Here is a 15,343-nt window from a genome sequence, read left to right as displayed (position 1 = left end):
GCCTTTACACAACCCTCACATTGGACGGACGGCCCGCTCAGCTGCTGCCCTGGAAGCCCGGTACCCGGCCGGCCCGGTCGGCAAACGCCACGAAGTCCGCATAGGACGCGACCGGCTTCGGTGACCCCCACGTGCCCTGGGCGAGCGCCCGCAGCGGGTACCTGATCCCGGCGGCGATCTGGTCCTCCGTCTCCGCGTCCGGGTTGTCGCACCACACGTGGAGCATCGTGCCCCGGTTCCGGGAGGGCATCGTGACGAGCTGGCCGTCCTCGAAGCGCCCGGGCCGCCACGTCTCGTACATCCACTGCGTGTCGGGCTTCTGGCCGCCGAGCACGTAGTACGTCGGGGTCCACGACTGGTTCGCGATGACGTGTCCCCGGTCGAGGAGCTGCTGGGGGCTCAGGCCGAACGAGAACCAGTAGTCGACGACGATGCTCGGGTGCGGCTCGATCGCGCCGTCGCCGTTCTTGATCCCGTCGTTCCACATCCGCAGCGTCTTGCCCTGCGCCCGGACCAGGTCGTTCACCCAGTTGACGAAGCCGTAGTAGGTGTCCTTGGCCGTGGCCTCGGCCCCGTAGTGGCTCCGGGCGTACTCCAGCAGCTGCGGGTACTGCCCGTAGTTCAGGACGTACTCGTCGGCCCCGACGTGCCAGTACGGGCCGGGGAAGAGCGGCAGGTACTCGTTGATCAGCTCGCTCGCCAGGACGTACGCGCCCTCCTTGGAGAGGTCCAGATAGTACGGATCCGCCGTGCCGCCGGCCGTCCTGAGCTGGAGTTCCGGGTGCGGGGTCAGGACGGCGTTCATGTGCCCGGGCATGTCGATCTCGGGGATCACCGTGACGTGGTACCTCGCGGCGAGCGCGATCAGCTCCGCCATCTCGGCCTTCGTGTACCGCTGCGCCGACACCACCTCCGGATGGCTCGTGCTCTCCAGCCGGAAGCCCTGCGAGTCGGACAGGTGGAAGTGGAACGTGTTGAGCTTCAGGTACGCCAGCTCCCGGATGTGCCGCTTCACCCAGTCCACGGAGAAGAACTTCCGGCCCTGGTCGATCATCAGGCCGCGCTCCGGCTTCTCCGGCCAGTCCCGCGCGGTGCCCGCCGGGATCGTGTTGCCCTGCTTGAGCAGCTGCAGCACGGTCCGCGTGCCGTAGAAGACCCCGGTGCTCGCCCGCCCCTGGATGGTCACCGTCGATCCGCTCCGCATCGTGTACCCCTCGGCGTCTCCCGATCCGCCCAGGGTCAGCACGATGTCCCCGGCCCGGGCCTTCTCCCGGGTCACGGTCACCGGCCGGCGGGTCAGCGCCTGGAGATCCTCGGCGAAGAGGGCCGCGTCGGCGGCCAGCTCGGCGGCGTGCGCCGGATCGACCACGACCCGGCTGCCCGGCCCGAACGTGTAGTTCCCCGGCTCGGCCTTCCACTCCTGGAGCGCCGGAACGGTCTGCGGCGGCGGCCCCGCTGTCACCGGCTGGCCGGGGATCGAGGGCAGGACCATGACCGCTGCGAGCGCGAACGAGCGGAGGATGGGCACGGCAAGTCTCCTTTGTACCGGGCTGGCTGGCTCTGATCCTCCCGGCCAACCCGGCCAAAAGCCACTAAAAACGAAAATCAGCCATTACTAGCCGGTACTAGGCCGGATAGGCATGAGTCTCCGCAGCCTTCACCGCGGCCCAGACCTCGGACCCGGGCGCCAGTTCCAGCGCGGCGAGCGCCGCCGGCGTCACGTCCGCCGTCACCGGCAGCACGCCCTCCACGGTCACCCTGACCCGGTCCCCGTGCTGGTCCACCCCGGCCACACGCCCCGGCCACACGTTCCGGGGGCTGCCGTCCGGCCGGCTCCGGTACAGCGCGACGGCCGAGGGCGGGAAGGCCACGAACACGTCGCCACCCAGCCCCGAGTCCGTCACCAGCACCGCGTCCCCAGAGCGCACGACGCCCCGCTCGGCGTCCCCCCGGTACAGGTTGAGCCCGGCCAGCGTCGCCGCGTACTCCGTTCTCGGCCGCGACGTGATCTCCGCCGGGCTGCCGTCCTGTGTGATCCGCCCGTCCTCCAGCAGCAGCACCCGCCCGGCCAGCGTCATCGCGTCCAGCGGATCGTGCGTGACCAGCACCGACGGCCCGGCGAACTCGCTCAGGTGCCGGCGCAGCTGTGCCCGGATCTCCAGCCGGCTCCGTGCGTCGAGCGCGGCCAGCGGCTCGTCCATCAGCAGCAGGCGTGGCCCGGTCGCCAGTGCCCTGGCCAGCGCCACCCGCTGTGCCTGGCCGCCCGACAGCTGCCCGGGCTTCGCCTTCGCGTACTCACCGAGCCCGACCCGTTCCAGCCATTCGGCGGCCACGGCCCGCGCCTGCGCCCGCGCGACGCCCGCGCACCTCGGCCCGAACGCCACGTTCTCCAGGGCCGACAAGTGCGGGAACAACAAGTAGTCCTGGAAGACGACGCCCGTCGCGCGCCGCTCCGGCGGCAGGTGGTCGATCCGTTCCCCGGCCAGGCTCACCGGCCCGCCGCTCGGCAGCAGCCCGGCCAGGGCCCGCAGCACAGTGGACTTGCCGGCCCCGTTCGGGCCGAGGATCGCCACGGTCTCACCGGCCGCCACCTCGAACCGCACATCCACCAGCCGTACCCGCAGCTCCGCGACGAGGCTCATGACACCCACCGGTCCCGCAGCAGCGCGAGGATCGTGATGCTGACGGCCAGCAGGACCAGGCTGAGCGTGATGGCCGCCGCCGGGTCGGTCTCCAGCGCCAGGTACACGGCCAGCGGCATGGTCTGCGTCCGCCCGGGGAAGTTCCCGGCGAACGTGATCGTCGCCCCGAACTCGCCGAGCGCCCGCGCCCAGCACAGCACGGCCCCGGCCGCGATACCGGGCATGGCGAGCGGGAGCGTCACCCGGCGGAAGGCGGTGAGCCGGCTGGCACCCAGGGTCGCCGCGGCCTCCTCGTACCGCTCGTCGGCTCCGCGCAGCGCCCCCTCTACCGCGATGACCAGGAACGGCATCGCCACGAACGTCTCGGCCAGCACGACACCCGCCGTCGTGAACGGCAGCGTGATCCCCAGCGGTTCGAGCCACTCGCCGACCAGGCCGCGCCGGCCGAACACGAGCAGCAGCGCCACGCCCCCGACGACCGGCGGCAGGACCAGCGGCAGCGTCACGAGCGCCCGCACGAACCGGCGACCACGGAACGCGACGCGGGCGAGCAGCCACGCCAGCGGTACACCGAAGAAAATCGCCAGAACGGTCGCGCAGGTGGCCGTGACGATGGACAACCGCAGGGCCTCCAGCACGGCCGGATCGGCCAGCCGGGTGCCGATGCCCCGCCACGGCGCCCGGATCACCAGCCCGGCCAGCGGCAGCACCAGCAGGGCCAGCCCGATCAGCGCAGGCCCCAGCAGAGCTGCGGGAACGCGCCTTTTCACGACATCAGGGCATGGCGGGGACGTCTCACGCAGACACCCTACTGGCTGTGAACTCCGTCTCCCATGCTCGGTGGCCGCCCCGGCCCGTGCGAAACTGACGGGTAGAACCCACCACGCGCTGGCGGGGTCGGTGCAATTCCGAACCGGCGGTGAGAGCCCGCGACCCGGTCACAGCCAGTGACCGGTTGACCCGTTGAAATCACGGGGCCGACGGTGAGAGTCCGGATGGGAGTTCAGCGCGCGGAGGCCGGGTGGTCCGCGTGCTTTTTCGTGTACGCGCGTGCCACCCCGTGCCCCTGCGCCCCTCAAACCTATTGAAGGGGTCAGCATCTATGTTCACGGGAATCGTCGAGGAACTCGGCGAACTCGTCGCCCTCGAGTGGCGCGGCTCCGAAGCCGTGATCACCGTCCGGGGCCCGAAAGTCACCAAGGACGCCCAGCACGGCGACTCGATCGCGGTCAACGGCGTGTGCCTGACGGTCGTCACGAACGAGGGTGACGCGTTCACGGCCGACGTCATGAAGGAATCCTTCGACCGCAGCTCGCTCGGCGCTCTCCAGGTCGGCGACCGCGTCAACCTCGAACGGGCCGCCACGCTCAGCACGCGGCTCGGCGGGCACCTCGTCCAGGGCCACGTCGACGGGACCGGCTCGATCATCAGCCGGTCGCCGGGCGGCGGCTGGGAGGACGTCCGGATCACGCTCCCGGCCGACCTCAACCGGTATGTGGTCGAGAAGGGCTCGATCACTGTGGACGGCATCTCGCTCACGGTCAGCGCCCTCGACGAGGAGAGCTTCACCGTCAGCCTGATCCCCACCACCCTCGAACTCACCACGCTCGGCCGCAAGGGCCCCGGTGACCTGGTCAACCTTGAGATCGACGTGATCGCCAAGTACGTCGAGAAGCTGGTGAGGACGTCATGACTTTCGCGAGCATCGAAGAAGCCGTCGCCGCCATCGCGGCCGGGCAGGGCATCGTGGTCGTCGACGACGAGGACCGGGAGAACGAGGGCGACTTCGTCTTCGCCGCCGACGCGGTGACCCCGGAGCTGGTCGCGTTCATGATGACCCACTGCCGTGGCCTGCTCTGCGTGCCGATGGAGGGCTCCGACCTCGAACGGCTGCACATCGACGACATGGTCAGCAACAACACGGAGAAGCACGGCACGGCCTTCACGGTCTCCGTGGACGCCCGCGAGGGCATCACCACCGGCATCTCCGCCGCCGACCGTACCCGGACGATCCAGCTGCTGGCCGACCCGGCGAGCGTTCCGGACGACCTGGTACGCCCCGGTCACGTGTTCCCGCTGCGTGCCAAGCCCGGCGGCGTGCTCCGCCGCCCCGGCCACACCGAGGCCGGCGTGGACCTGGCGAAGCTGGCCGGGCGCAAGCCAGCCGGCGTCATCTGCGAGATCATCAACCCCGACGGCACGATGATGCGCCTGCCGGACCTGGAGAAGTTCTGTGAGGAGCACGGCCTGCTCCTGATCACGATCGCCGACCTCATCGCGTACCGGCGGCGGGCGGAGAAGCAGGTCGAGCGGGCAGCAGAGGCCCGGCTGCCGCTGCCGATGGGCGAGTTCCGCGCCATCGGGTACCGGGTGAACTTCGACCCGACCGAGCACATCGCCCTCGTGTACGGCGAGATCGGCGACGGCGAGGACGTGCTGGTCCGCGTGCACTCCGAATGCCTCACCGGTGACGTGTTCGGCTCCCTGCGCTGCGACTGCGGCCCGCAGCTGGAGTCGGCGCTGGACCTGGTTGCCGCCGAGGGCCGGGGCGTCGTGCTCTACGTCCGTGGCCACGAGGGCCGGGGGATCGGCCTGCTGCACAAGCTCCAGGCGTACCAGCTCCAGGATCTCGGCCGCGACACCGTGGACGCCAACCTGGACCTGGGCCTGCCGGCCGACGCCCGCGACTACGGCACCGGCGCGCAGATCCTCGCCGACCTCGGCGTGAAGACCATGCGGCTGCTGACCAACAACCCGGCCAAGCGTGCCGGGCTGGAGGGCTACGGCCTGGAGGTCCTCGGCCGGGTCCCGCTGCCCAGCCGCGAAACGCCGGAGAACGTCGGCTATCTGCGGACCAAGCGTGACAGGATGGGGCACCTGATCGACCTGAACACCGCGAAGGAGAGTGCCTGATGGCCGGGTTCGGCGCGGACGCCGTGGACACCGTGGACGCTGCCGGCCTGTCGCTGGGCATCGTCGCGGCCCGCTGGCACCACGACATCACCGACCAGCTCGTCGCCCGGGCCGAGGCCGCGGCCAAGGCGTGCGGTGTGACCACTGTGGACGTCCGGCGGGTGGCCGGCTCGGTCGAGCTGCCGGTCGTGGCGCAGGCGCTGGCCCGTAAGTACGACGCGGTGGTCGCCCTCGGCGTCGTGATCCGCGGCGAGACGGCACACTTCGACTACGTGTGCGACTCGGTCACCGAGGGCCTGACCCGGGTGGCCCTGGACGAGGCCACGCCGGTCGGGCACGGCGTGCTCACCGTGAACACCCTCGACCAGGCCAAGGACCGGGCAGGACTCGAAGGTTCCTCGGAGGACAAGGGCTGGTCGACGGCGGTCGCCGTCCTCGACGCCGCCCTCACGCTCCGCGCACTGAGCTAGTACCGAGAGGACGGGCACCCGGCAGGGTGCCCGTCCTTCTCATGTCGCCAGGTCGTGCAGGATGAGCTGGGCCGCGTTGTGGCCGGCCGCGCCGATCACGCTCCCGGCCGGGTGGCAGCCGGCCGAGCCGGCGTAGAGGCCCGGCACGCCGGTCGCGTACGGCATCCGGTCGGCGAAGGACACCGTGTTGTCGACGTGGTGGATGTGCCCGCCCGTGATCCCGAAATGCTGCTCGATGCCCTGCGGGTTGAGCGGGTACATGTCGGCGACCAGGTCGCGCGTGCCCGGCGCGTACCGCTCGCAGATGCCCAGCAGGTGCTCCACATAGGAGTCCCAGTCGGGGTCGTCCGGGGCGTAGGGGACCGACTGGACGAACAGCGCAGACGAGTGGTGCCCGGCCGCGTCCTGGAGCGAAGGGTCGACGGTGGTGTGCACGTACCACTCGATCGTCGGCTCGTCCGGCAGCTGCCCGGCCTGCACCTGGGCCCACATCCGGCGCAGCGCGGCCATCGGCGGCTCCTCGCCACCCGAGCCCGGCAGCAGGTGGATCGTCGAGCCCCACGGGTTACGCTCGCCGTCCGGCAGGCAGGAGAACCGGGGGAGGTCGCTCAGCGCCAGGTTCACCTTGAGCGTCGTGCCGGTCCTCCGCACCGCCGACATCCGGCTGGTCAGGTCCTCGGGCAGGTCGGCCAGCTCCATCAGCTGGTACGGGTCGCAGGCGCCCAGCACGACCGGCGCGCGCCACTCCCGCCCGTCGGCGAGCTCCACACCGGACACCGCGCCGCCGCTGGTCAGCACCCTCCTGACCCGGGCGTCGGTCTCGATCCGGGCCCCGGCCTTCACGGCGGCGTCGGCGAAGGTCCGCGACACGGTACCCATGCCGCCGGCCACGATCATCCACGTGCCGCCGGCGCCCGGGAGGCGGCACATGTTGTGCACGAGGAAGTTGTGCCCGGTACCGGGGTCGTCGGGGCCGGCGTTGAGGCCGGAGAGGCCGTCGGTCACCGCGTACATGGAAATGAGCAGTTCGCTCTGGAACTCGAAGCGCGCCAGATAGTCAGCCACCGAGCCCCGTACGAGATCGAGGAAGACCTGGCGGAGCTGCGGCCGGATGTAGCGCTCGGCGGTCGCCTCGGCGGTCTCCGGCGGCAGCAGCCAGGCCGGGGCCAGGTCCTCGCGCAGCGCGGCGATCTCCGCCTGCATCGCCTCGTCGGCCGCCACGTCTGCGGGGGAGAAGAACTCGGCCATCTGCGCCCTGGTCGCGGCCGGATCGCTGCCGAACAGCAGGTACTGCGAGCCGGGCGTCGGCAGGAAGTAGTGCGGCTCGCGGCGCAGCACCGGCAGGCTCACGTCCAGGGTCCGCATCAGCTCCGGCGGCATCAGGCCGAGCAGGTACGACCCGGTCGACTGGCCGAGCCCCGGCACCTTGGGGAAGGGGTGCTCGGTGCGGGTGGCACCGCCCAGCTCGGATGCCGCCTCCAGCACCACGACGTCCAGCCCGGCGCGGGCCAGCAGCACCGCGGAGACCAGACCGTTGTGCCCAGAACCGATGATGACCACGTCAGCGCTGTTCATAGCCCCGAGGGTATCGGCACCTGGCGATCAACTGGCGGTTTTGCCGGCCGGCTTTCCCGGCATGTGACACAGCCTCCGGGCTGCCAGGGGAGGGCTGTCACAGCTGGCAGAATGAGGCCCGTGAAGACCTTCGACGAACTGTTCGCTGAACTGTCGGCCACCGCTGCGGCACGCACCCCCGGCTCCGGGACCGTCGCCGCGCTGGAGGCCGGCGTGCACGCGATCGGCAAGAAGGTCGTCGAGGAGGCCGCCGAATCCTGGATGGCCGCCGAGCACGAGACGCCGGAGCGCGCCGCCGAGGAGATCTCCCAGCTGCTCTACCACGCCCAGGTCCTGATGCTCGCCTGCGGCCTGGAGCTCAAGGACGTCTACAAACACCTCTGATTCCCCGTACCGTGCTCCGGATCGCCCTCCCCGGCTCAGGCCCCTCGCGGCCCCGGCGGCAGCCATGTTCTGCGAGGCCGGGTACCGCCAGCGCGCCTCCGAGCGTGACCTGACGTGGGCCGTCCCCGCCGCCGGCGTCGAGTTCTTCTACCTCCGGCCCCGCGACATCGCCACGTACGTGGGCTCCGGCGCCGCCCAGGTCACCCGCCGGCTCCACGGTGTACTGGCCGCCCGCGAGTACGTGATGCTCAGCTACGACGTCCGGGCCGCCACCTCGACGCGGCCTGCGCGCTGACCCCGGCATCGAGTCGCCGACCGTGTCCCCGCTGCACCGCGCGGGGGATCCTCGTCACCGGCATCCACGCCTGCCGTCTGTGACCCCGGCTCTGCTCGGTACCCTTCGCGCATGACTGTCACCGCCAGGCCCCGCCGCGCCCGGATCGTCTGCGTCATCGCCGCCGCCGCGGTCGCGCTCGTGTTCACCGTGGTGGCGCTGGGCCTGCGCGGGGAGAAGGAAGGCGTTGTCGTCTTCGGGGTCGGTGACCAGATCGCCATGATCGTCCTCGGCTGGCTGGGGGCTGGCGCGATCCTGTGGTTCACCCGGCTCAAGGTCGAGGCCGACGAGGCCGGGATCAGGGTCACCAACCTGGCTGGCAAGTACGACCTGCCCTGGGACGTGGTCCGCGAGATCCGCTTCGACCGGGGCAGCCCGTGGGTGACCCTGGAGCTGGAGAGCGACGACGTGCTCGCCGTCATGGCGGTGCAGGCCACCGACAAGGGGTACGCAGTCGAGGCCGTCCGTGGCCTGCGCGCCCTGCACAGCTCGGCCAGGGCCACAGCCTCCGGGGTGTGATCGGGACCGCCGGGCGCCGGCCCGGGGCATGGTGTACGCTGGCCAGGTCGACCGCGCCGTCCCCTGTGATGGCAGTCAAAGCGGAGCCCCGCTCCCACCCGAGCCGCTGATGGCAGCCGGGTCCCGGTCCTGGAGAGAGCCCCGAGCGGGTTCTCCTGGTGTGTGGCCACACGAGTGTGGCTGGCGCAGCGTGCCGTCTGGCACGTGACCGGTCGAGTTGGGGCCCTGGCATGCGTGCCGGGGCTTCTTCGCGTTGGAGGGCGACGCACTGACCAGGCACTAAACGAGGAGGCCCCATCAGCGCCGACGTCCGCGTAAACGAGCAGATCCGTGCGCGCGAGGTCCGATTGGTTGGCCCGCAGGGTGAGCAGGTGGGCATCGTCCCGCTCGAGCAGGCTCTGCAGCTGGCGTCGGACGTCGATCTGGATCTGGTCGAAGTCGCACCCATGGCTCGCCCGCCCGTGTGCAAGCTCATGGACTACGGCAAGTTCAAGTACGAGACCGCGCTGAAGGCGCGTGAGGCTCGGCGGAACCAGCAGCAGACCGTCATCAAGGAGATGAAGCTCCGCCCGAAGATCGACTCGCACGACTACGAGACCAAGAAGGGTCACGTCGTGCGGTTCCTGAAGGCCGGTGACAAGGTCAAGGTCACGATCATGTTCCGTGGTCGTGAGCAGAGCCGCCCGGAACTGGGCTTCCGCCTGCTGCGCAAGCTCGCCGAGGAGATCACGGACCTCGGGTTCGTCGAATCCGCCCCCAAGCAGGACGGGCGGAACATGATCATGGTCCTCGCGCCGCACCGCACGGTGAAGGCCGCAGCGGTCAAGGGTGGCGCGTCAGCGGACGAGCCGGCCGAGGACGCTCCGGTCGAGGCCGAAGCGCCGGCCGCCGAGTAAGACCTAATTTCAGTCAGTACGTAGGAGAGTAGAGCGATGCCGAAGCAGAAGAGCCACACCGGCACTGGCAAGCGAATCCGGGTGACCGGCTCCGGCAAGTTGATGCGCGAGAAGACCGGCAAGCGCCACCTGCTCGAGGTCAAGTCCTCGAAGCAGACCCGCGCGATGAGCGGCATCACCGAGGTCTCGCCCGCCGACGCCAAGCGCGTCAAGCGCCTGCTGGGCAAGTAGCCCCTTCACCGTCCCGCTCGTTCCTCGCCCCGGCGCGAGGCAGTTACACAAGGAGTAATGAACCGTGGCACGCGTGAAGAGGGCTGTCAACGCCCAGAAGAAGCGTCGCGTCATCCTCGAGCAGGCCAGCGGCTACCGTGGCCAGCGCTCTCGGCTGTACCGCAAGGCCAAGGAGCAGATGCTCCACTCGATGACCTACGCCTACCGGGACCGCCGCAAGCGTAAGGGCGACTTCCGCAAGCTGTGGATCACCCGTATCAACGCCGCCGTGCGTGCGAACGGGATGACCTACAACCGCTTCATCGAGGGCCTGCGCCTGGCCGGTGTCGAGGTGGACCGCAAGGTTCTCGCCGACATCGCCGTGCACGACGCCCCGGCGTTCGCCGCCATCGTCGAGGTCGCCCGCGCGGCGTCCCCGACGCAGCAGGCCGCCAAGGCCGCCTGAGCGGTATAGGTACACAGGTATGACCAGGCCCGGGGGGATCGTTCCGTTCACGGAGCGGACCCCCCGGGTTTCTGCTGCCCGGAAACTGCTGCGCCGCAGGTACGCCGACGCCGGGCGGCGGTTCCTCGCCGAGGGGCCGCAGGCCGTCCGGGAGGCGATCACCGCTGGCGTGGTCGTCGAGCTGTTCGGCACGGAGGAGACGCTCGGCCGGTACGGCTTCGACGCGCCCAGGGTGTCCGTCGTGACCGAGGCAGGCCTGGCCTCGCTGAGCGAGACGGTGCAGCCGCAGGGCGTCGTGGCGGTGTGCGAGTACGTGGACGTGCCGCTCACCGAAGCCCTGGTCGCCCGGCCGCAGCTCGTCGCGGTGCTCAACGAGATCCGCGATCCGGGCAACGCCGGTACGGTGCTCCGCACGGCGGACGCCGCCGGTGCCGACGCCGTGGTCTTCACGGACGCGAGCGTCGACCCCTACAACGGCAAGTGCGTCCGCTCGACGGCCGGCAGCCTGTTCCATGTGGACGTGGTCCGAGGCGGCTCCCCGCTGGGGGTCGTGACCGCGCTGAAGGACGCCGGCCTGCAGGTCTTCGCGACCACCGGGTACGGGGCCGAGTCCCTGGACGAGCTGGGCCACGCCCGGCTGTCCCGCCCGACGGCCTGGCTGTTCGGCTCCGAGGCGCACGGGCTGCCGCAGGAGCTGCTGGAGGCGGCGGACGCCCGCGTCCGGGTACCGATCCACGGCAGGGCCGAGAGCCTGAACCTGGCTGCGGCGGCGGCCGTATGCTTGTATTCTTCAGCGAGCCATCAGCGCCGGAAGGAGGCCGCGTCATGACTCTGTTTAGCCGGCCCGCCGTGCGCGGGCACCGGAGCTAGTTCTCCCGGTCTCCCTGGACTACGGCGGGCTGCGGCCCAGCCGCGTGACCGCGTGTCACTAGACTCTCCGAGTCGCAGTCTTATGGGAGAACCATGACTTACCGGAATGATCCGTACGATCCCAAGCAGGCTTCCCTGCTGGACCCGGCCGCGCTCGCCGAGGCGGTGGCCGAGGCGGAGAAGGCGTTCGCTGAGGCCGGTGATCTCGACGCCCTCGTGGCCGTCAAGCACCTGCACCTCGGGGACCGGGCCCCGATCTCGCTGGCCCGCCGGGAGATCGGCTCGCTGCCCCCGCACGCCAAGTCCGAGGCCGGTCAGCGGGTGAACGCGGCCAGGGTCGCGGCCCAGGCGGCGTACGACGCGCGGGAGGCAGACCTGGCCGCCGAGCGTGACCGCCGCGTCCTGGTCGAGGAGACCGTGGACGTGACCCTGCCCTACGACCGCAGGCCGCGCGGTGCCCGGCACCCGCTGACCACGCTCGCCGACCGGATGGCCGACCTGTTCGTCGGCATGGGCTACGAGGTGGCCGAGGGCCCGGAGGTGGAGCACACCTGGTTCGCCTTCGACGCGCTCAACATCGGCAAGGACCACCCGGCCCGGACGATGATGGACACGTTCTATCTCGACCCGGCCGAGCGGGACCTGGTGCTGCGCCCGCACACGTCCTCGGTGCAGATCCGCACGATGCTGACCCGCAAGCCGCCGATCTACATCGTCTGCCCCGGGCGGACGTACCGGACCGACGAGCTGGACGCCACGCACGCCGCGGCCTTCCACCAGATCGAGGGCCTGGTGGTCGACAAGGGCATCACGATGGCCAACCTCAAGGGCACGCTGGACCACTTCGCCCGCACCGTGTTCGGGCCGGAGGCAGGTGTCCGGCTGCGCCCCTCGTACTTCCCGTTCACCGAGCCGTCGGCGGAGGTGGACCTGTGGTTCCCCCAGCACAGGGACGGGCCGCGCTGGGTCGAGTGGGGCGGCTGCGGGATGGTCAACCCGCGCGTGCTGCGTGCCTGCGGGATCGACCCGGAGGTGTACTCCGGTTTCGCGTTCGGGATGGGCATCGAGCGGACCCTGATGTTCCGGCACGGGGTCAGTGACATGCGGGACATGGTGGAAGGCGACATCCGGTTCGCCTCGGCGTTCGGGATGGAGGTCTGACATGCGCTTCCCCCTTTCGTGGCTGCGTGACCACATGGATGTTCCGGCGGGGATCACCCCGGCGGAGCTGGAGACCGCGCTCGTGAACGCGGGTCTCGAGGTCGAGGAGCTGGCCGACCTGGGTGCTGGCGTGCAGGGCCCGCTGGTGGTCGGCAGGGTGGTGTCCATCGAGGAGCTCACCGAGTTCAAGAAGCCCATCCGGTACTGCATGGTGGACGTGGGCGAGGCCGAGCCGACCAGCATCGTCTGCGGCGCGCGGAACTTCGCCGAGGGCGACCTCGTCGTGGTGATCCGGCCGGGTGGCGTGCTGCCGGGCGACTTCCACATCGCCGCGCGCAAGACGTACGGCCGGGTCTCCAACGGCATGATCTGCTCGGCGCGTGAGCTGGGCCTGGGCGACGATCACGACGGCATCATCGTGCTGTCCGCCGGCACGCCGGGTGAGGACGCCCGGCCGCTGGTCGGCCTGGACGAGCTGATCATCGAGCTGGCGATCACGCCGGACCGGGGGTACTGCTTCTCGATCCGTGGCATCGCCCGGGAGCTGGCGCACCAGCTCGGCGTGCCGTTCACCGACCCGGGCCTGGCACTGGCCACCCCGGCCGGCGGTAGCCCGGCGACGGCGGTGCGGGTCGAGGACGAGTACGGCTGCGACCGGTTCGCGACGCGGCTGGTCCGTGGCGTGGACCCGAAGGCGGTGTCCCCGGCCTGGCTGACCGCCCGGCTCACCCACGCGGGTGTCCGGCCGATCTCGCTGGCCGTGGACATCACGAACTACGTGATGCTCGACCTCGGCCAGCCGATGCACGCCTTCGACGCCTCGGCGCTCCAGGGCGGCCTGGTCGTCCGGCGCGCGGTGCCGGGCGAGACGCTGACCACTCTGGACGGTGCCGAGCGCAAGCTCGACGCCGAGGACCTGGTCATCGCGGACGACAGTGGCGTCATCTCGCTCGCCGCGATCATGGGTGGCGCGTCCACCGAGGTCTCGGAGTCGACGACGGACGTGCTGTTCGAGGCCGCCCACTGGGACCCGGTGACGGTCGCGCGGGCCGCCCGGCGGCACAAGCTGCCGAGCGAGGCGTCCAAGCGGTTCGAGCGGGGCGTGGACCCGGCACTGCCGCTGGTCGCGATCGAGCGCGCGGTGAGCCTGCTGGCCGAGTACGGCGGGGGCAAGGCCGACGAGGCCGTGCTGGACGTGAACACCGTCCGGCCGCGTGCCGCGATCACCTTCCCCGCCGGGCTGGCCGCGCGGGTCGCCGGGCACGAGTACTCGGCGGAGCGGGTGGCCGGGCTGCTGGCCACGGTGGGCGCCACTGTGGACGGTGAGGCTGTCACGCCCCCGACCTGGCGCTCGGACCTGACCGACCCGATCGACCTGGCGGAGGAGGTGATCCGGCTCGACGGGTACGGCAACGTGCCCAGTGTCCTGCCGGTCGTGTCCCGGCCGGGTACGGGGCTGACGGGCGCGCAGCGCGTGCGGCGGTCGGTGGGCCGGACGCTGGCCGAGGCCGGGTACGTGGAGGCCGTCAGCTACCCGTTCGTGGCGGACGGTTTCGCTGACGCCTTCGGCCTGCCGGAGGACGACGCGCGGCGGGACGCCGTCCGGCTGCTCAACCCGATGAGTGACGCCGAGCCGCTGCTGCGGACCACGCTGCTGCCGCCGCTGCTCGTCGCCCTCAAGCGGAACCTGGGCCGGGGCAACCGTGACCTGGCGCTGTTCGAGCTGGGCCGGGTCATCCGGCCGGTGACCGGCGGGGGCGTGCCGCCGGAGCTGGGCGTCACGGCCCGGCCGGCCGAGGCTGACCTCGACGCGGTCAACGCGCTGATCCCCGACCAGCCGTGGCGGGTCGCCGCTGTGCTGGCCGGGGGCATCGAGCCGGCCGGCTGGTGGGGTAAGGGCCGGCCGGGTACCTGGGCCGACGCGATCGAGGCCGCCCGGATCGCCGCTTCCGCCGCCGGGGCCGAGCTGACGGTGAAGGCAGACCAGCACGCACCGTGGCACCCGGGCCGGTGCGCGGCGCTCTACGTCGGTGACACGCTCGTCGGCCACGCCGGTGAGCTGCACCCGGCCGTGTGCGCGGCGCTGGAGCTGCCGAAGCGCACGTGCGCGATGGAGATCGAGCTGGACCGGATTCCGCTGCCCGGCGCGGCCCCGGCTCCGTTCGTCTCCTCGTACCCGCCGGCTCTGATCGACGTGGCGCTGCTCGTCGAGCAGTCGGTACCGGCGGCCGAGGTGGCTGGCGCGCTGCGCGACGGCGCGGGCGAGCTGCTGGAGTCGCTGAGCCTGTTCGACGTGTTCGAGGGCGAGCAGGTGGGCGAGGGCCGCAAGTCTCTCGCGTACAGCCTGACGCTCCGGGCCGCCGACCGGACGCTGACCGGCGAGGAGTCGGTCGCGGTACGGGACGCGGCTGTCGCCGAGGCCGCGAAGCGGTTCGGGGCGGTGCTCCGGGGCGCGTGACACCAGTACCAACGAGAGGGCCCCTGCCGCGCGATGCGGCAGGGGCCCTCTCGCGTGCGCGTTCAGCCCGTGCGGACCGATGGCGTGAGGCTGGTGGCCTTCACGCCGGCCGGGCACAGCGCCACGTTCGTGGTGGCCTTCCAGTACGGGGCCGAGTGGTACGACTTCCCGTTGGCGCACCGGACGACCACGTGCACCTCCCGGCCCCGGCAGGTGGCGGTGGCCCGGCCGGCCCGGTTCGGCCCGGACTGGTCGATCTTCGTGACCCAGCCGCCGGGTGCCGTGCAGGTCGGCGGGGAGGCCTGGGCTGGGCTGGCTACGGCGAGCAGGCCGCCCGCCAGGGTCAGCCCGGCCAGGAACAGGTGTGCTGGCTTCGGCATCGGTGGTCCTTCCGTGGGGTAGTCCACCGATGCTCGCGCGGGGCGCTGAACGGGCGCTGAACGTG

General features: G+C 71.2%; 17 protein-coding genes and 1 riboswitch. Of the genes, 12 read left to right on the top strand and 5 right to left on the bottom strand.

The features are described from left to right. Window positions 1-37: 37 nt before the first annotated feature. From A3G1_RS0113850 to A3G1_RS0113840, 3 genes are all read right to left on the bottom strand, one after another. Window positions 38-1,528, bottom strand: coding sequence for a family 20 glycosylhydrolase (locus A3G1_RS0113850; protein WP_018350073.1), 1,491 nt, complete (start codon window positions 1,526-1,528; stop codon window positions 38-40). Window positions 1,529-1,625: 97 nt separating this feature from the next. After that, the gene (locus A3G1_RS0113845; RefSeq protein WP_018350072.1) at window positions 1,626-2,642 is read right to left on the bottom strand and encodes an ABC transporter ATP-binding protein; all 1,017 of its coding nucleotides are present in this window, start codon (window positions 2,640-2,642) and stop codon (window positions 1,626-1,628) included. After that, window positions 2,639-3,412 (bottom strand): ABC transporter permease, encoded by a 774-nt coding sequence (locus tag A3G1_RS0113840; protein ID WP_018350071.1) that lies wholly within the window; start codon window positions 3,410-3,412, stop codon window positions 2,639-2,641. Before A3G1_RS0113840 ends, A3G1_RS0113845 begins: the two co-directional genes overlap by 4 nt. Window positions 3,413-3,525: 113 nt before the next feature. Then, a riboswitch (FMN riboswitch) is annotated at window positions 3,526-3,654 on the top strand. Between the two features lie 90 nt (window positions 3,655-3,744). On the opposite strand from A3G1_RS0113840, the gene A3G1_RS0113835 reads away from it, so the two are divergent. Genes A3G1_RS0113835 through ribH form a run of 3 tightly spaced genes read left to right on the top strand, consistent with a single transcriptional unit; the run spans window position 3,745 to window position 6,025 of the window. Continuing rightward, a complete protein-coding gene (locus A3G1_RS0113835; RefSeq protein WP_018350070.1) occupies window positions 3,745-4,335 on the top strand; it encodes a riboflavin synthase in 591 nt (196 codons plus the stop codon). Beyond that, entirely contained in the window at window positions 4,332-5,555 is a 1,224-nt protein-coding gene (locus A3G1_RS34835; RefSeq protein ID WP_018350069.1) for a bifunctional 3,4-dihydroxy-2-butanone-4-phosphate synthase/GTP cyclohydrolase II, read from the top strand. Before A3G1_RS0113835 ends, A3G1_RS34835 begins: the two co-directional genes overlap by 4 nt. Further along, a complete protein-coding gene (gene ribH, locus A3G1_RS0113825; protein WP_018350068.1) occupies window positions 5,555-6,025 on the top strand; it encodes a 6,7-dimethyl-8-ribityllumazine synthase in 471 nt (156 codons plus the stop codon). Before A3G1_RS34835 ends, ribH begins: the two co-directional genes overlap by 1 nt. A 39-nt stretch (window positions 6,026-6,064) precedes the next feature. On the opposite strand, the gene A3G1_RS0113820 is transcribed toward ribH, so the two are convergent. Beyond that, on the bottom strand, window positions 6,065-7,600 hold the full coding sequence (locus A3G1_RS0113820) for a phytoene desaturase family protein (protein ID WP_018350067.1): 1,536 nt from the start codon (window positions 7,598-7,600) through the stop codon (window positions 6,065-6,067). A 120-nt stretch (window positions 7,601-7,720) separates the two neighbouring features. Here A3G1_RS0113820 and A3G1_RS0113815 point away from each other — a divergent pair, with 120 nt between their 5' ends. The 9 genes from A3G1_RS0113815 to pheT all read left to right on the top strand — a co-directional run bounded on the left by A3G1_RS0113815 (window position 7,721) and on the right by pheT (window position 14,898). Further along, a complete protein-coding gene (locus A3G1_RS0113815) occupies window positions 7,721-7,984 on the top strand; it encodes a phosphoribosyl-ATP diphosphatase (protein WP_018350066.1) in 264 nt (87 codons plus the stop codon). 64 nt (window positions 7,985-8,048) lie between these two features. Beyond that, window positions 8,049-8,279, top strand: coding sequence for a hypothetical protein (locus tag A3G1_RS0113810; protein WP_018350065.1), 231 nt, complete (start codon window positions 8,049-8,051; stop codon window positions 8,277-8,279). A gap of 111 nt (window positions 8,280-8,390) precedes the next feature. Next, on the top strand, window positions 8,391-8,837 hold the full coding sequence (locus tag A3G1_RS0113805) for a PH domain-containing protein (RefSeq protein ID WP_018350064.1): 447 nt from the start codon (window positions 8,391-8,393) through the stop codon (window positions 8,835-8,837). Window positions 8,838-9,133: 296 nt separating this feature from the next. Continuing rightward, window positions 9,134-9,733 carry a translation initiation factor IF-3 gene (gene infC, locus A3G1_RS0113800; RefSeq protein WP_026212116.1) on the top strand — a complete coding sequence of 200 codons (600 nt, stop codon included), beginning with the start codon at window positions 9,134-9,136 and terminating at the stop codon, window positions 9,731-9,733. 36 nt (window positions 9,734-9,769) lie between these two features. Next, the gene (rpmI, locus tag A3G1_RS0113795; RefSeq protein WP_018350062.1) at window positions 9,770-9,964 is read left to right on the top strand and encodes a 50S ribosomal protein L35; all 195 of its coding nucleotides are present in this window, start codon (window positions 9,770-9,772) and stop codon (window positions 9,962-9,964) included. A 64-nt stretch (window positions 9,965-10,028) separates the two neighbouring features. Next, on the top strand, window positions 10,029-10,409 hold the full coding sequence (gene rplT, locus A3G1_RS0113790) for a 50S ribosomal protein L20 (protein ID WP_026212115.1): 381 nt from the start codon (window positions 10,029-10,031) through the stop codon (window positions 10,407-10,409). Between the two features lie 19 nt (window positions 10,410-10,428). Further along, window positions 10,429-11,238 (top strand): TrmH family RNA methyltransferase, encoded by an 810-nt coding sequence (locus tag A3G1_RS0113785; protein ID WP_018350060.1) that lies wholly within the window; start codon window positions 10,429-10,431, stop codon window positions 11,236-11,238. Between the two features lie 134 nt (window positions 11,239-11,372). Continuing rightward, window positions 11,373-12,440 (top strand): phenylalanine--tRNA ligase subunit alpha, encoded by a 1,068-nt coding sequence (pheS, locus tag A3G1_RS0113780; RefSeq protein WP_018350059.1) that lies wholly within the window; start codon window positions 11,373-11,375, stop codon window positions 12,438-12,440. 1 nt (window position 12,441) lies between these two features. Then, window positions 12,442-14,898 (top strand): phenylalanine--tRNA ligase subunit beta, encoded by a 2,457-nt coding sequence (pheT, locus tag A3G1_RS0113775; protein WP_018350058.1) that lies wholly within the window; start codon window positions 12,442-12,444, stop codon window positions 14,896-14,898. 62 nt (window positions 14,899-14,960) lie between these two features. On the opposite strand, the gene A3G1_RS0113770 is transcribed toward pheT, so the two are convergent. Continuing rightward, window positions 14,961-15,278: a hypothetical protein gene (locus A3G1_RS0113770; protein ID WP_018350057.1), complete on the bottom strand. Its 318-nt coding sequence runs from the start codon at window positions 15,276-15,278 to the stop codon at window positions 14,961-14,963. Between the last annotated feature and the right edge of the window lie 65 nt (window positions 15,279-15,343).

It is taken from the genome of Longispora albida DSM 44784 (genome assembly GCF_000379825.1).
Classification (GTDB): Bacteria; Actinomycetota; Actinomycetes; order Mycobacteriales; family Micromonosporaceae; genus Longispora; species Longispora albida.
The sequence above is the reverse complement of the archived record's forward strand: the minus strand, read 5'-3'. Positions and strand labels throughout refer to the sequence as shown.

Bases quoted from the DNA above. Each gene is read 5' to 3' on its own strand.
- A3G1_RS0113845 (WP_018350072.1), bottom strand. From the start codon at position 2,642: ATGAGCCTCGTCGCGGAGCTGCGGGTACGGCTGGTGGATGTGCGGTTC.
- A3G1_RS0113835 (WP_018350070.1), top strand. From the start codon at position 3,745: ATGTTCACGGGAATCGTCGAGGAACTCGGCGAACTCGTCGCCCTCGAG.
- A3G1_RS34835 (WP_018350069.1), top strand. From the start codon at position 4,332: ATGACTTTCGCGAGCATCGAAGAAGCCGTCGCCGCCATCGCGGCCGGG.
- ribH (WP_018350068.1), top strand. From the start codon at position 5,555: ATGGCCGGGTTCGGCGCGGACGCCGTGGACACCGTGGACGCTGCCGGC.
- A3G1_RS0113820 (WP_018350067.1), bottom strand. From the start codon at position 7,600: ATGAACAGCGCTGACGTGGTCATCATCGGTTCTGGGCACAACGGTCTG.
- A3G1_RS0113810 (WP_018350065.1), top strand. From the start codon at position 8,049: ATGTTCTGCGAGGCCGGGTACCGCCAGCGCGCCTCCGAGCGTGACCTG.
- A3G1_RS0113805 (WP_018350064.1), top strand. From the start codon at position 8,391: ATGACTGTCACCGCCAGGCCCCGCCGCGCCCGGATCGTCTGCGTCATC.
- rpmI (WP_018350062.1), top strand. From the start codon at position 9,770: ATGCCGAAGCAGAAGAGCCACACCGGCACTGGCAAGCGAATCCGGGTG.
- A3G1_RS0113785 (WP_018350060.1), top strand. From the start codon at position 10,429: ATGACCAGGCCCGGGGGGATCGTTCCGTTCACGGAGCGGACCCCCCGG.
- pheS (WP_018350059.1), top strand. From the start codon at position 11,373: ATGACTTACCGGAATGATCCGTACGATCCCAAGCAGGCTTCCCTGCTG.
- pheT (WP_018350058.1), top strand. From the start codon at position 12,442: ATGCGCTTCCCCCTTTCGTGGCTGCGTGACCACATGGATGTTCCGGCG.
- A3G1_RS0113770 (WP_018350057.1), bottom strand. From the start codon at position 15,278: ATGCCGAAGCCAGCACACCTGTTCCTGGCCGGGCTGACCCTGGCGGGC.